This is a genomic window from Bradyrhizobium sp. Pha-3 (assembly GCF_042258325.1).
Lineage (GTDB): Bacteria > Pseudomonadota > Alphaproteobacteria > Rhizobiales > Xanthobacteraceae > Bradyrhizobium > Bradyrhizobium elkanii.
In genome coordinates, this window is the sequence record NZ_CP170151.1 from 2,961,188 (window position 1) to 2,976,598 (window position 15,411).

Annotated in this window: 12 protein-coding genes; 7 read left to right on the forward strand and 5 right to left on the reverse strand. The window is 65.6% G+C overall.

Annotation, left to right across the window (positions count from 1 at the left end; genetic code table 11):
* Positions 1–63 precede the first annotated feature (63 nt).
* The 5 genes from ACE10X_RS13875 to ACE10X_RS13895 all read left to right on the forward strand — a co-directional run bounded on the left by ACE10X_RS13875 (position 64) and on the right by ACE10X_RS13895 (position 5,026).
* Positions 64–1,086, forward strand: a complete 1,023-nt coding sequence (locus ACE10X_RS13875) for a S1C family serine protease (protein WP_038383953.1) — start codon at positions 64–66, stop codon at positions 1,084–1,086.
* Positions 1,087–1,504: 418 nt separating this feature from the next.
* Complete coding sequence (locus ACE10X_RS13880; RefSeq protein WP_038383952.1) at positions 1,505–2,080, forward strand: hypothetical protein; 576 nt, start codon at positions 1,505–1,507, stop codon at positions 2,078–2,080.
* Between the two features lie 725 nt (positions 2,081–2,805).
* Complete coding sequence (locus tag ACE10X_RS13885) at positions 2,806–3,714, forward strand: LysR family transcriptional regulator (RefSeq protein ID WP_038383965.1); 909 nt, start codon at positions 2,806–2,808, stop codon at positions 3,712–3,714.
* Between the two features lie 91 nt (positions 3,715–3,805).
* A complete protein-coding gene (locus ACE10X_RS13890; protein ID WP_080583302.1) occupies positions 3,806–4,705 on the forward strand; it encodes an NAD-dependent epimerase/dehydratase family protein in 900 nt (299 codons plus the stop codon).
* A 3-nt stretch (positions 4,706–4,708) separates the two neighbouring features.
* The gene (locus ACE10X_RS13895) at positions 4,709–5,026 is read left to right on the forward strand and encodes a DoxX family protein (protein WP_038383951.1); all 318 of its coding nucleotides are present in this window, start codon (positions 4,709–4,711) and stop codon (positions 5,024–5,026) included.
* 261 nt (positions 5,027–5,287) lie between these two features.
* Here ACE10X_RS13895 and ACE10X_RS13900 read toward each other — a convergent pair whose 3' ends face one another.
* The 5 genes from ACE10X_RS13900 to ACE10X_RS13920 form a co-directional block, all read right to left on the reverse strand.
* A complete protein-coding gene (locus ACE10X_RS13900; RefSeq protein WP_038383950.1) occupies positions 5,288–6,067 on the reverse strand; it encodes an alpha/beta fold hydrolase in 780 nt (259 codons plus the stop codon).
* Between the two features lie 4 nt (positions 6,068–6,071).
* Positions 6,072–7,367 carry an O-acetylhomoserine aminocarboxypropyltransferase gene (locus ACE10X_RS13905; RefSeq protein WP_038383949.1) on the reverse strand — a complete coding sequence of 432 codons (1,296 nt, stop codon included), beginning with the start codon at positions 7,365–7,367 and terminating at the stop codon, positions 6,072–6,074.
* Between the two features lie 45 nt (positions 7,368–7,412).
* The gene (pncB, locus tag ACE10X_RS13910; protein WP_028343682.1) at positions 7,413–8,717 is read right to left on the reverse strand and encodes a nicotinate phosphoribosyltransferase; all 1,305 of its coding nucleotides are present in this window, start codon (positions 8,715–8,717) and stop codon (positions 7,413–7,415) included.
* A gap of 61 nt (positions 8,718–8,778) precedes the next feature.
* On the reverse strand, positions 8,779–12,321 hold the full coding sequence (locus ACE10X_RS13915; protein WP_375764270.1) for a molybdopterin cofactor-binding domain-containing protein: 3,543 nt from the start codon (positions 12,319–12,321) through the stop codon (positions 8,779–8,781).
* Complete coding sequence (locus ACE10X_RS13920; RefSeq protein WP_038383947.1) at positions 12,321–12,788, reverse strand: (2Fe-2S)-binding protein; 468 nt, start codon at positions 12,786–12,788, stop codon at positions 12,321–12,323. Before ACE10X_RS13920 ends, ACE10X_RS13915 begins: the two co-directional genes overlap by 1 nt.
* A 275-nt stretch (positions 12,789–13,063) precedes the next feature.
* Here ACE10X_RS13920 and ACE10X_RS13925 point away from each other — a divergent pair, with 275 nt between their 5' ends.
* Together ACE10X_RS13925 and ACE10X_RS13930 are read left to right on the forward strand one after the other, a co-directional pair.
* Positions 13,064–14,503: a hypothetical protein gene (locus ACE10X_RS13925; protein ID WP_038383946.1), complete on the forward strand. Its 1,440-nt coding sequence runs from the start codon at positions 13,064–13,066 to the stop codon at positions 14,501–14,503.
* A complete protein-coding gene (locus ACE10X_RS13930; RefSeq protein WP_051002912.1) occupies positions 14,500–15,408 on the forward strand; it encodes a UPF0280 family protein in 909 nt (302 codons plus the stop codon). Before ACE10X_RS13925 ends, ACE10X_RS13930 begins: the two co-directional genes overlap by 4 nt.
* Positions 15,409–15,411 lie beyond the last annotated feature (3 nt).

Consider the following 15,411-nt stretch of genomic DNA (forward strand, 5'->3'; position numbering starts at 1 on the left):
GCAGGTAACCACTTGCGGCGCGGGGAACCGGTCACCATCTGAGGAGACCAAAGGACTCTCGCCATGCTGGATATTACCTCAGATACCGCCGGTGACACGCCGTCACCGCGAACGGCCGATGCTGCCCGGGATAATGACCGGGCTTTGCGGGATGCCTATTCCAATGCCGTGATCGACGTCACCGACCGCGTCGGCCCCGCCGTGGTCCGGGTCGAAACCGGGCCGAAAGTGCGCAACGCGCGCGAGCGCGGCGGGCTCGGCTCGGGCATCGTGATCTCGCCCGACGGGTTCGTGCTGACCAACAGCCATGTGGTCGGATCGTCGAAGGAGATCCGCCTGCGCGACACCGAAGGCTTCGTCACCGATGCCCATGTGCTCGGCGTCGATCCCGACACCGACCTCGCCTTGCTGCGGGCCGACGGCGCGCGCGATCTGCCTTATGCCTTGCTCGGCAACTCCAAGACGCTGCGGCGCGGCCAGCTCGTGGTCGCGATCGGCAATCCGCTCGGCTTCGAATCGACGGTCACCGCCGGCGTGGTCTCGGCGCTCGGCCGCTCGATCCGCTCGGTGAGCGGGCGGACCATCGAGGACGTGATCCAGACCGATGCCGCGCTCAATCCCGGCAATTCCGGCGGGCCGCTGGTGTCGTCGAAGGGCGAGGTGATCGGCATCAACACCGCGATCATCAACGGCGCGCAGGGCATCTGCTTTGCGGTCGCCAGCAATACCGCGCAGTTCGTGCTGTCGGAGATCATCCGCCACGGCTATGTCCGCCGCGCCTATATCGGCGTCGCCGGCCAGACCGCGCCGGTGCCGCGGCGGCATGCGGTGCTGGCCGGGGTCGAGAACAAGATGGGTGCGCTCTTGATGCAGATCGAGCCGGACAGCCCGGCCGCCCGCGCCAGCCTGTTGCCGGGCGACGTCGTGATCAGGCTCGACGGCATCGAGATCAACGGCGTCGACGACCTGATCCGCGCACTCGATCACAGCCGGATCGACCGCACCCTGTCGATGGACGTGCTCCGCCTCGGCCGCCTGCGCGCGATCGACATTCACCCGATCGAGCGGAGGCCGGCGAAGCAGTGAGCGCTACGAGGGAGATCCCAAACCCTCATGGTGAGGAGCCGCGCAGCGGCGTCTCGAACCACGAGGCCCCGACTGTGGCCTCATCCTTCGAGACGCGCGTTCCGCGCTCCTCAGGATGAGGGGAGAGTGTTGAGCGCGCGGCAGCGTTACAGCCGCGCCGCCAGCAGCTCGTCGGCCTGCTCGACCTTCATGATGTGACCGGCGCCTGGCAGCACCACCATGCGGGCGTTCGACGTCGCGGCATCGTCCGCTGCCGCCTTCGCAGTCCGACATGTGCCGCCAGCAGCCGATGAGGCCGCACCTAGGTGTAATCACCGAATCCGCTCGCTGGTTGCTTGACGTGTGAACGCGAATTAAGTTGCCATCCACAATTTTTGATTGAGAGCAGTTGCAGCGTCACTGAATTTGGATCGTCAATATGTCCACCAAGCTCGAAACGAACGACTGCCTGGAAATCTCCGAATCCCGCGTCCGGCTCGTAATTTTCGCTGCCTTAGGTATGGTTATGACTGCCGGTGTGCTGTTCATGACCGGAGCGTGCGTTGGCGTTCTTCTCGGCTTCCTTGGTCCTCCATCAAAGGATCACACGCTTGTTGCACCTATTCTGGTCTTCCTGATTGGGACTGTCGGCATCATCCTGTTCGGATCAGCTACCTTTCAGGCCATTGTCAGGTGGTTAGGCCCCGGCGGCCAACCAGTCCTCTTCATGACGCGGGACGGCTTCAAAGATGTTCGGATCAGCGCCGATTGGATTCCATGGTCTGCGGTTTTGTCCTTAAAAGATTATCGTGGTAAGGGCATCGTCATAGATGTTGATCCTGACTTCCTTCGGAAAAATCTGCGGCTAGGTTCTGTAACCCGGTTCACGCGAATGGCGAACGGGCTTTTTGGCAATCGTGGCCTATGGGTCGCCGCATTCTCCCTAGGCATATCATCGCGCGAACTTCTCGATGCTATGGCAAGCCATATCGCCCGGCGCACAGGACGTAGCTGAAACGCTACCCAGAAGATGCTGACTACCCACTTGCGTTAATGGCCCCTCCGGACCTACGGCAATGTCCGTTTTCGCGTTCCTGTCAGGGCCATAGCAGACGTCCAACGCGCGTGATCCGTACGCTGTTGCGTAGGCGCCGGGGCATTCGCAAAACTTCGGAATAATAGAAGATATCGCTGAGTTGCCCGACGTGCAAGCTGCTTGTCCGGGTGGCGGCGGCCGCCCTGCTCTTCATGGGGTTGTTTTCGATATTTTGGTGGCGCTCACGCTCGAATGACGTTTTCCAACGTCACCAGCAGTCGCGGCGGTAAAGGGCATTCGAATGCGGAAGCATCAAAGCCGGGTGAGGGGTCTGTCTCCGCGATCTCATCCGTGGAGAGAACCCCTCATCCGGCGCTGCGCGCCACCTTCTCCCACAAGGGGAGAAGGGTGGCCGTGTCGTCTCTAACCTGAGATGAATGCCTTTATTGAAAAGACCCGGCCTCGCTAGGGTGTGGCCTTCGTTCGCGGGCTTTTTCCCATTTTCGATGTCGCCTATTGACCCTCGGCGCCGCTTCCTAAGCGGCGTCCGCTTGTGGGTGAGCGCGGACTGCCAGGCGATGCATGACTCGCCGTAACGCCATCCTCGACGGATCGGGTCCAGCCCAACCGGGGGGCCCTCGAGCGGCGTGCGCTTGACATACGGCCGCTATCCCCGTTCGGCGCATTCCCTTATGGTCGGCCACATGGATATAGCCGGCTTCGACCTCAACTTGATGAAGGCCTTTGATGCGCTGTACGCGGAGCGCCACGTGACGCGCGCCGGATCGCGGATCGGCCTCAGCCAGTCGGCGATGAGCGGAGCGCTCACGCGCTTGCGAGAGCTTCTTGGGGACGAGCTCTTCGTGCGAACGCCTTCAGGCATGCAGCCAACGCCCCGCGCCCATGACCTTGCTGGTCCCGTCTCGGATGCGCTCCGGCTTCTGCGGAGCGCGCTGCAACCTGATAGCTTCGACCCCGCGACGGCCGACAATACCGTCACGCTCGCGATGAGTGACTATGCGGCGTTCGTCTTGTTGCCGCCGCTCATGGCCCGCCTCAGCATCGATGCCCCGCACGTCAACGTGCGGGTCTGCGGGATGTTCGGACGAGAAGAAGCCATCACGCTGCTCGACAGCGGCGAGGCGAACCTCGCGATCGGTTTCCCCGTCGAGACGTCGGCGCGCATTATCAGCAGCCCGCTCTTTCTTGAGAGTTTCGCCTGCGTCGTGCGGGAGGGACACCCGGCGTTCGCGGACGGTCCGAGCCTCAAGGCTTTCGCAGCGGCGCCGCATCTTCTGGTCTCTCCGGAAGGCGACCGCTCCGGGATCGTCGATCTGAGGCTTGCCGATCTCGGCCTCGAACGGCGCGTCGTGCTGAGCCTGCCACAATTCCTGGCCGCCCCTTTCGTGATCGCCGGGACCGACCTCGTCGCGACGCTGGCCTCCCGGGTCGCACGAAGGTTCGCTGGTACCGGAGCAGGCATAGCGATTTATGATCCGCCGCTCGAACTGCCCACTTGGCCACTCCACCTGATGTGGCACCGGCGGGCGGATACGCATGGGGCTATTGCCTGGCTGCGCGGCATTATCACCAAAATCGCCGCCTCGGCTTGACTCCATCGGCGCGATCGATAGCGCCACATCAGAACTCGCGATTTCCATCCGCATTGCCGTTCCGCTTTGTTGGATTCACCGAAATTGAAGGATGATCGACATGCGAGTTTTGGTAACAGGCGCGACTGGCTTGATCGGCGGTGCAGTAGCGCACCGATTGAAAGAGGGAGGCCATGAAGTCGTGGGACTCGCCCGGTCGGAAGCGAGCGCGACCAAGCTGCTCGACCGAGGTTTCGTGGCGAAGATAGGTGAGCTTGCCGACCCGGTGAGCTTGGCCTCGGCGGTGCGGGGCGTGGACGCCGTCGTCCATGCCGCTTCGCCCAACGATCAGAACGCTGCGTCGCTCGATGAGATTGCGACGCGCGCGATCCTCGAAGCCCAGCGCGGAACGGGTAAGCGCTTCATCTATACCAGTGGCAGCTTGGTCTACGGCTCCGCGGGTGACACGTCAGTCACCGAGCGCACTCCACTGAACCCGGTCGAGATGGTCCGCTGGCGCCAGGCCCTGGAACGCGAGATCCTCGCGGCCGAAGTCGGGGGCGTCCATCCGGTCGTTATCCGGCCTGCCTGGGTATATGGCAACTGGGGCGGCGCCGCGATGATGATGGTCGCAGCGGCCAAGGAACATGGTGCGGCGCTTCATGTCGGTGACGGTCAAAATCGCTGGTCGACCGTGCATGCCGACGATCTGGCCGATCTCTATGCGCTCGCGCTCGAGCGGGCACCGGCGGGATCCGTCTTCAATGGCGCGCACGGTTCGGCGCCGCGGCTCATCGAGATCGCCCGTGCAGCGAGCGAGTTGGGCGGTGCCGGGGGCCGAGTAGCGGCATGGCCGCTCGAAGAGGCGCGCAAGGTCCTCTGGGGTTTCGCCGATGCGATCGCCTCCGATCAGATCATCTCGGGCGAGAAGGCGAAGCGCGAACTCGGCTGGAATCCTTCGCGGGGATCGATCATCGACGAGTTACGCGCTTATGCGTTGGCGGTCGCTTAAGTCATGCACCTAATATTCATTAGGCTGCTTGCCGTTGCCTTCGCCAGTGCAGGTCTGTTCAATGCGATCGCGACGGCGACGACGCGGAGCAACTTTGTTCGATGGGGGTATCCCGCGTGGTGGTGCCGGGTCACCGGCGGATTGGAGATATCGGCCGCGATCCTGGTCGCCATATCGGCAACCCGTGCAGCAGGCTTGATCCTCTGCGCCGTCATTCTCGCGGCGGCAGCTTTGACCATTCTGCGACATCGGGAGTTTTCCCACCTCGTACCGATCGGTTGCTTCGCTGCCTTGCTCCTGATGGCGAGTCGGATTTCCTGAAAGATCGGCGGCTCCGGGCACTTGAGGAGGCTGCCGATCGGCTTGAAATGCCCAAGGGGCACTGGGAGCGTTGCGCAATTTCTGAATAATAGAAGGTATCGCTGAGTTGCCCGACGTGTCAAGTCGCTTGTCCGAGGGCCGGCGGCTGCCCTGCTACTTTGCATGGGGTTGTTTTCGATATTTTGGCGGCGGTCATCCGGCGCGGACTTGTGTCCGCGCGACCTTCTCCGACAAGGAAAGGGAGAGGAGCCCGCGGCTCCGCTACCGCAGCGCCGCCAGCAGCTCGTCGGGCTGCTCGACCATCATCATGTGGCCGGCACCGGGCAGCACGACGGTGCGGGCGTTCGGCGTTGCGGCGGCGAGCGCCTTGCCGGCCTTGGCGGGGGTCATCATGTCGCGCTCGCCGAGCACGAAGGTCGCGGGCACCTTGACAGCGGCAGCAGCCGTGAGCGCGTTCTGGTAGGCGTTGCAGGCGTTGAGGTCGTTGTACAGCACGCCCGGCTTCGCCTCCTGCAGCACCCGCTGCGCGCCCTGGTGCATCCACAGGCCCGGCGCGAGGCTGCCGCCGAGCTCGGCCTTGAAGCCGAGGCCCCAGATCGAGACCATGTCGATCGCCGCGACATCATTGGCTTCGGCGGCCTTCAAGAGATCGGGGCCGACCGTCATGGTCGCCGCGGTGCCGATCAGCGCGAGGCCGGAGACCTTGTCGGGATGCCGCGCCGAGGTCTCGATCGCGATCAGCGAGCCCATCGAATGGCCGACCAATCGGGCCTTCGATGCGCCGGCCGCCGTGATCAGCGCCGCGATCCAGTCGGCCATCTCGGCGATGGTCGGGAGCGGCTTGCCGGCGGAGCGGCCATGACCCGGCAGGTCCGGCGCCAGCACGGAAAAACCGTGATGGGCGAACCAGCGGCTGTGCAGCGCCCAGGTCGAGGAATCGAAGCCGGCGCCGTGGATCATCACCACCGCCGGCAGCGATGGATCGAACGGCCTGCCGCCGGTCGCGATGAAGGTGTCTGATCCGTTCACGGAAAGCTGCATGGCCCTAAGTCCTTTGCGAGGCGCGCAGCGCCTGGCCGAGATCGTCGATGATATCCTGCGCGGTTTCGATGCCGACCGAGAGCCGCACCAGCTCTTCGCCGATGCCGGCCGCTTTGAGTTGTTCGGCATCCATCTGCTGGTGCGTGGTGCTGGCGGGATGGATCACCAGCGTCTTGGCATCGCCGACATTGGCGAGATGGCTGATCAGCTTCAACGACTCGATGAACTTCTTGCCGGCGGCGCGGCCGCCCTTGATGCCGAAGCTGACGATCGAGCCGGCGCCGCGCGGCAACAGCTTCTTGGCCAGCGCGTAATCCGGATGCGTCTCCAGCGAGGGATGCAGCACCCAGTCGACCGCCTTGTTCGCGGCGAGGGCGTCCAGCACCGCGTGGGTGTTGCTGACGTGGCGGTCCATGCGGACGCCGAGCGTCTCGATGCCCTGCAGCAGCTGGAACGCGTTGGTCGGCGACAGGCAGGCGCCGAAATCGCGCAGCCCCTCGGTGCGGGCGCGCATGATGAAGGCGGCCTTGCCGAACTGCTCGTCGAAGACGATGCCGTGATAGCCGGCATAGGGCTCGGTGAGCTGCGGGAACTTGCCGGAGGCGCGCCAGTCGAACCGCCCGCCGTCGACGATCACGCCGCCGATCGCGATGCCGTGGCCGCCCATCCACTTGGTCGCCGAGTTCATCGTGATGTCGGCGCCGAGCTCGATCGGCTGGCTGAGATAGGGCGTCGCGAAGGTGTTGTCGATCAACAGCGGAATCTTCGCGTCATGCGCGATACTAGCCACCGCGGGGATATCGAGCACCTCGAGGCCGGGATTGCCGATGGTCTCGCCGATCACGAGGCGTGTGTTCGGCTTGATCGCGGCACGGAATTCGTCGAGCGCACGCGGCTTCACGAAGGTCGTGGTGATGCCGAACCGCGGCAGCGTGTGCGCCAGCAAATTGATGGTGCCGCCATAGAGCGAGGCGGAGGCGACGATGTGGTCGCCGGCATTGAGCAGCGTCGCGATCGCGAGATGCATCGCGGCCATGCCGCTGGCGGTGCAGATCGCGCCGACGCCGCATTCAAGCGCGGCGATGCGTTCTTCCAGAACCGCAGTCGTGGGGTTCGAGATGCGGGTGTAGATGTGGCCGGCGCGCTCGAGGTTGAACAGCGACGCGGCGTGGTCGGCGTCCTGGAACACGTAGGACGTGGTCTGATAGATCGGAACCGCGCGCGCGCCGGTCGCGGGATCGGGGCGCTGGCCGGCGTGCAGGCTCAGGGTTTCGAAGGCAGGCGGCTTGGGTGCGGGCATGCGAAACTCGTCAGGTCAGTCGATGGGAGTGATCGGTGCGTTGATTTATACGTGAACGGCGGTGCGAACGCGGCCGACATTGCCGAACACGCGCAAATAGCGCTCGACCTCGGACGGGATGCCGGTCGCCTTCTCCGGATTGTCGGAGAGCTTGACGGCCGGCCGGCCGTCGACCGACGTCACCTTGCAGACGATCGAGATCGGGTCGAGCTCGGCGGTGCCATCCGGCGCGCAGCCGACGAAATCGTTGGTGAGGTTGGTGCCCCAGCCGAAGCTGACGCGCACGCGTCCCTTGAAATGGTGGAATGTCTCCTCGATCGAGCCGACATCCATCGCGTCGGAGAACACCAGCAGCTTCTCCTTGGGGTCGCGGCCCTTCTGCTTCCACCACTTGATGATCTCTTCGCCGGCCGTGATCGGCGGCGCGCTGTCGGGCCGAAAGCCAGTCCAGTCGGCGACCCAGTCCGGCGCGTCGCGTAGGAACGGCTTGGTGCCGAAGGCGTCGGGCAGCGCGATCAGTAGATTGCCGCCATAGGTGTGGCGCCACTGGTCGAGGATGCGATAGGGCGCCCAGCGCAGCGCCTCGTCGTCGTTGGCGAGCGCGGCGGCGACCATCGGCAGCTCATGCGCGTTGGTGCCGATCGCCTCGAGGTCGTTGTCCATCGCGAGCAGCACGTTCGACGTTCCGGTGAAGGAGGGGCCGAGGCCTTCCTTCACTGCCTCGACGCACCAGCGCTGCCAGAGGAAGCCATGGCGGCGGCGTGTGCCGAAATCGGACAGCCGCAAGCCGTCCAGCTTGCGCAACCGCTCGACTTTGGCCCACAGCTTGGCCTTGGCGCGCGCATAGAGCACGTCGAGCGCGAAGCGGCCGTAGGTCTTGGTCGCCGCGCGCGAGCGCAGCTCGTTGAGGATCGCGAGCGCCGGAATCTCCCACATCGTGGTGTGGGTCCACGGCCCGTGGAAATGCAGCTCATACTGGCCGTCGACCTTGTGCAGCTCGTATTCGGGCAGCCGGAAGTTCGAGAGCCAGTTGATGAAGTCGGGCGAGAACATCTGGGTCTTGCCGTAGAACGTGTTGCCGGCAAGCCAGATCAGCTCTTTCTTGGTGAAGCGGATGGTGCGGGCGTGGTCGAGCTGGGCGCGCAGCTCGGCCTCGTCGATGACCTCGGCGAGCCGGATATGGGTCGAGCGGTTGATCACCGAAAAGGTCGTGCGGGTGTCCGGATAGCATTCCCGGATCATCTGCTGCATCAACAGCTTGTAGAAATCGGTGTCCAGCAGGCTGCGCACGATCGGGTCGAGCCGCCAGCCGTGGTTGTAGGTCCGGGTCGCGATATCTGTCACGGTCATGCGGGAACCTTAGCCTGCCGGGCGCCGCCCGCCCAGTGGGTATCGGGCGGAACATGGCAGGTCAGCGCGCTATGGTCTGCCGCATACGGCCGACCGTGGCGGTGACATCGGTCCAGACCGGCTTGTCAGGGGCAAATTGCCGCCGGAGGAAGGTGACGAGGTCGACGACCTGGCCGTCGCTCATGCTGTCCTTGAAGGCCGGCATGTAGCCCAGATCGGTCACGGCCGGCTTGGCGATGCCGTGCAGGATCACCTGGATCAGATTGTCGGGCGCGTCGCTGTGCAAATTGCTGTTGAGCGCCAGCGAGGGCCGGCTGCCGAACAGCGGCGGGCCGCCGACCTCATGGCAGACCGCGCAGGCGCCTTGATAGATCCGCGCGCCGGTCGAGGCTGCCGTGGTCACAACGGTGCCGGCTTCGAGCTTGGCTGCCATGGCGTCGTGGGCCGGCCGATCAGCGGTCACGTTGAACGAGGCGAGATAGATGGCCATCGCGCGGATGTCCTGGTCGGGCAGCGCGGCGAGCTCCTGCACGACCGGCGCCATCGGCCCCGCGGCGACGCCGTGCAGGCGGGACTCGCCGGTGCGCAGATAGGCGTAGAGCTCGTCCTCGCTCCAGGGAATCGGCGCCTTCGACAGCGACGTCAGCGCCGGCGCCTCCCAGCCCTCGGCGAAGCCCCCGGCGAGATAGGCCGCTTGCCGCTCGGCGCCGAGCGCATTGCGCGGCGAGTGACAGGCGCTGCAATGGCCGAGCCCTTCGATCAGATAGGCGCCGCGATTCCATATCGCTGACTTCGATGGATCGGGCTGGAATGCCTGCGCCTGATGGAACAGCGCATTCCACCCCGCGAGCAGCGGCCGCAGGTTGAACGGAAAGGCGAGCGCGTTGGCCGGCGTTTCGGCGCGCACCGGCGCCTGCGCCATCAGATAGGCATAGAGCGCCTGCAGGTCGGCATCACTGGTCCTGGCGAAGTGCGTGTACGGGAACGCGGGATAGAGATGGCGTCCGTCGCGATGGATGCCCTCGCGCATCGCGCGCTCGAACGCGGGATAGGACCAGGCGCCGATGCCGGTGTCGACGTCGGGCGTGATGTTGGTCGTGAAGATGGTGCCGAACGGCGTCTCGAGCGGCCGACCGCCGGCGTTCGGAACGCCATGCTCCGACGTGTGGCAGACGGCGCAGGCGCCGAGCGCTGCAAGCTCCTTGCCGCGCGCGATCGTCGCGGCGGAATACACCGAAGCGTCGGGCCGGGCGATCGGCGCGATCGCGCGCCACGGCAGCACGGCCGCGCCGATGCCGATCGCGGCTGCACACATCGCTGCAATGCCGGCAAGGATCCCGCCGCGCTTTGCAAAGGGATTCTGCCATCGGTTGCGGTCAGCGGTTTGCGCGGGCGGCGGGAGCGGGGCGGGCGCGACCGGCTGCTCGCCGCGCAATCCCTTCAGGATGCGTTCCGGCGTGAACGGCAATTCGCGGAAACGGACGCCGGTCGCGTCGTAGATCGCGTTGGCGATCGCGGCGGCACTCGGCACCGAGGCGGACTCGCCGACCCCGAGCGGCGGTTGATCCTGCCGCGGCAGCATCAGCACATCGATCTTGGGCAGCTCAGGAAACTTGATGATGGGGTAGGCACCCCATTCCCTCGCCGTCACCGCGCCGCGCTCGAAGGACACTTCCTCCATCAGCGCGCGGCTGGTCGACTGGATCACATTGCCTTCGATCTGGTGCCGCACGCCTTCCGGATTGATCATCAATCCGGAATCCTGGCCGGCGACGACGCGCGTCACGCTGACATCGCCGGTCGCCTTGTTGACGACGACATCGGCGATCCAGGCCGACCATGCCGCGCCGTAACCGGGAAACTTGCTGTGCACGTAGAGCGCATAGGCAAAGCCGCGACCGCGGACGATGTCGCCGTCCGCCTCGGGCTCTTTCCACACCGGGCGCGGCGTCCAGCCGGCGCGCTCGGCGACCGCATTGACGAGATCGATCGCGCGCTCGTCCCTGAGATAGCGCAACCGGTATTCGATCGGATCGACCCCGGCCTCGGCCGCAAGCTCGTCGATGTAGGATTCATGCGCAAAGGTGTTCGGCAGCGCCGAGACGCCGCGAAACCAGGACGCGCGCACGATCGGCGGCATGTCGTTGGCGACCACGCGCATGTTCTCGTAGTCGTAGGGCGGGATCGCGGTGCGGTCGCCCATCTCGAACACCGCGGCTTCAGGCGCGATCCGCCCGGTGAGCAGCAGCGCCAGCGTCGGCGCACCGTTCGAGGGATAACGTGTCGCGAAATCGTAACCGGCGACGCTGCCGTCGGCGTTGAGCCCGCCATTGACATCCATCAGCTGCGCGGTGCCCTTCGGCTCCCAGGCATGTTCCTGCTCGCGGGTCAGCTGCACGCGCACCGGGCGACCGACCGCACGCGACAGCAGCAGCGCATCGGCGGAGACATCGTCGGCACAGTTGCGACCGTAGCAGCCGGCCGCCTCCATCCGGATCACGTCGATCTCGGACTCGGGCCGCTGGATCAGCAGTGCGAGGTCGCCGCGCAGGATGTGCGGGTTCTGCGTGCCGGACCAGACCCGGATCGCGCCCTCGCTGTAATCGGCAACCGCGCATGACGGGCCGATCGAGCCGTGCATCTGGTAGGGCCAGAGATAGGTCCGCTGCATCGGCTTGGCAGCCGCCTTGAGCGCGGCGTCGACGTCGCCCTTGTCGATCAGCTGGCGCGGCGTCGAGGGATTGGCGCGCAGCGCCTGCTCGACGTCGGCAAGATCGGTCAGCACTGGCCCCGGCTTCCAGCTCACGGTGAGCTGCGCGGCAGCCTTGATCGCATTCTCCTCGCGCTCGGCAACGACGCCGACGAAATCGCCGATCCGCACCACCGCGACGAGGCCTGGAATATCGCGCACCGAAGCCTCGTCGACCGCGATCAGGCTGGTGCCGACGAACGGGCCGGCATCGACGCCGGCGTAAGGCGGGCGGACCACGCGGCCGTGCAGCATGCCGGGCACGCGCACATCGTGGACATAGACGAGCTCGCCGGTGGCCTTCGCCGGCAGATCGACGCGCGGCACGGACTTGCCGACCACCGAATAGGCGCTCACGGCCTTGACCGGAACCTCATCGGCAAGATCGAGCCGGATGATCTCGTCCGCGATCAGCTCGCCATAGGTGACGCTGCGGTTGTCGTGGCCGCGGATCAGCCCGTCCTCGATCGTTAGCTCGTCGACAGCTAGCTCCAGTCGTTCGGCCGCGCGCGCGAGCAAAAAATGCCGCGCTTGCGCGGCGGCCTTGCGCAGGGGAACGGCGGTGATCTGGATGGTCTCGCTTGCGATGGTCGGGCCCTGGTTCGGCACCACGGCGGTGTCGCCGAGGATCACGACGACGCGGGCAAGGGAGACGTCGAGCTCCTCGGCAACGATCTGTCCGAGCGCGGTGCGGATGCCGGTGCCGAGATCGACATGGCCGTTATAGGCATTGACCGTGCCGTCGGCAGTGATGGTGATGAAGGTCTCCAACGCGCCTTCCGCGCCCAGCACCGCAGGGCGGACGACCGACAGCGAGCCGCGCTGGCGTTGCTCGGGAGGCCGTGCGTCGACCATCAATCGCGCGCCTCGAGCGCGTGGCCGGCCGCGCGCATCGCCGCGCGGATGATCTCGATGTGCGCGCCGCAACGGCAGAGATTGTAGCGCAGCGCCTCCAGCACCTCATGCTCGGACGGATTTGGATTGCGCGTCAGCAATGCCTTGGTGGTGATGATCATGCCGTTGAGGCAATAGCCGCACTGCGCGGCCTGTTCGTGAATGAAGGCATCCTGCACCGGATCGGGATGCTCGCGGCTGCCGAGGCCTTCGAGCGTGACGATGTTGCGGCCGGCGCAGCCCTCGATCGGAATCAGACAGGCGCGCGCGGCGATGCCGTCGATCAGCACCGCGCAGGCGCCACACTCGCCGAGCCCGCAGCCATATTTCGGTCCGTTCAATTCGAGGTCGTTGCGCAGCACGTAAAGCAATGCGGTGTCGGGAGCGGCGTCGACATCGTGATTCCTGCCGTTCACGGTCAGGCGCATTGCCCAGGTTCTCCCTTGATGTTTGCGCTGCAACGTCAGCGTCAGATCGCCGACGAGGATAACGTTTGTATACAAACGTGCAAGCGGCGGCATGCCGCGCTGCAGCGCGTGCCCGCTTTATGAACAGGGTGCGCAAGCGAAGGGCAGGGTTTGATTGCAAAGGCCGCTTGACAGGTCCCGGGCTCGCGCGCAGGATCATTCGTATACGAACGATATGCATGGGAGGCGGAAGCGCAGTATGATCCACCGCCGCCACAAGTCCAGGCTTGGTCACGATGGCTGACACAATGACCGTCGCCGCCGGCGACAAGATCCGCTGCGATGCCTGTCCGGTGATGTGTTACATCAAGCCGGGCGCGGCCGGCGCCTGCGACCGCTATGCCAACCATGACGGCACGCTGGTGCGCGTCGATCCGCACGTCGTGCTGGAGCGCACCGTGTCGCATGGCGGCAAGCTGGTTCCGTTCCAGGTGAGCGGCGACTGGGACGGCAAGATCGTCCGCCAGCCCGAACTGTTCGTCACGGCGATCGGCGCCGGAACCACCTATCCGGACTACAAGCCGGCGCCCTTCATCGTGTCGTCGGAGGTCGACGGCGTCGACATGGTCACCGTGGTGACCGAAGGCATTTTCTCGTATTGCGGCGTCAAGGTGAAGATCGACACCGACCGCTATCTCGGCCCGGAAACCGCGACCGTGCGCGCGGACGGCGAGGCGGTCGGCCATGTCACGACCAGCGAATATGGCTCGCAGATGCTCTCGCTCGGCGGGGTGCATCATCTGACCGGCGGCTCCAAGAAGGAGGGCCGCGTCACCTGCGACACGCTGATGGACCTCTCCAACTGCAAGGCGGTGGAGCTGACCATCGACGGCGGCGCCACCGTCGTGGTGCAGGCCGGCAGGCCGCCGATCGTCAACGGTGTGGCAGAAGAGCGCATGCGGGTCGGCTGCGGCTCGGCGACGATCGGCATGTTCGCCAAGCAATGGCACGGCAAGGTCGATGAGGTCGTGGTGGTCGACGACCACATCACCGGCGTGCTCAGCGAACACCAAGCCGGCAAGCTGCTCGACATCGCCGACACCGGCATCAAGATGAAGGGGCGGCGCTCGACGCCCGGCCGCTATTTCCAGGTCGCCGATCCCGGCACCGGATGGGGCGGCACCAACATCTCCGATCCGCTGTCGATCCTCGGTCCCTTCAATGCGAAGGAGGCACGGCCCGGGCTCACCATGCTGATGGTCTCGACCACCGGCGAACATGCTTCTTATTATGTGCTCGACGAGGCGTTGAAGCCGGTCGAGACCGAGATGCCCGCGGACCTCAAGTTCTCGGTCGAGCGCATTCAGGAGAATTGCGAGCCGGCGCTGTGCACCGTGCTGTTCATGGGCGGCGCGGGCGGATCGCTGCGCGCCGGCGTCACCGACAATCCGGTGCGGCTGACGCGCTCGGTGAAGGACGCGCTGACGCGGGTGACCAGCGGCGGCGCGCCGGTCTATGTCTGGCCCGGCGGGGGCATCACCTACATGGTCGATGTCACGCAGATGCCGGCCGGTGCCTTCGGCTATGTGCCGACCCCGGCACTGGTGGCGCCGATTGAATTCACGATGCGCATGACCGATTATGCGGCGCTGGGCGGTCACATGGACTATGTCCGGCCGCTGTCGTCACTGCGGGACAGCGCTGAGGTCCGGCCGATGCCCGGGCGGCGCGCATGACTAGGCTTCCGCAAATCGCGCTTCTTCCTGACGGCAAGCGGCTGCATTTGCAGGACGGTCCGATTGATCTGGTCATCGAGGCGAAGGGCAGGGACGACGACGTCAGCGCCGCCTATCGAGCGGCGGCCGAGCGCTTCACCGGTTTGCTCGACGAGCTATGCGCGGAACTCACCGAGCTGCGCAGTGCAGCCGATCCGCACCGTTGCATGTTGAGAGGCGTGGTCGCGCGGCGCATGCATGCAGCGGTCGCGCCGTTTGCCGCCGATTGCTTCATCACGCCGATGGCGGCGGTCGCGGGCTCGGTCGCCGAGGAAATCCTCGGCGCGATGCTTGAGGCGGGGCCGCTCGATCGCGCCTATGTCAACAATGGCGGCGACATTGCCCTGTATCTCGGCGACGGCGAACAATTCACGGTCGGCCTGATAGATCGGCCCGACCGTCACGGCGTGATGCGCACCATGACGGTCGATGCCGACACGCCGGTCCGCGGCATCGCGACCAGCGGCCGCCATGGCCGCAGTTTCTCGCTCGGCATTGCCGATGCCGTCACCGTGCTGGCGCGAACGGCGTCGCAGGCCGACGCCGCGGCGACGGTGATCGCCAATGCGGTCGATCTGCCTGATCATCCCGCGATCCTGCGCTGTCCGGCGAGCGAATTGCAGCCCGACAGCGACCTCGGCGCGCGGCTGGTGACCCGCGATGTCGGGCGGCTCTCGGAACACGAGATCGATCAGGCGCTCGAGGCGGGGGCTGTGCGGGCGCGCGACCTCCTGACGTCGGGATTGATCGAGGGCGCGGCATTGCGTCTACTGGGCGAAACGCGAATTGTCGGCGCAACTGGGATTGGGGCGCCGGCGTCGCACGCGTTTCAGGGACAAACGATAGAACATATGCTGCGGGCATGACCG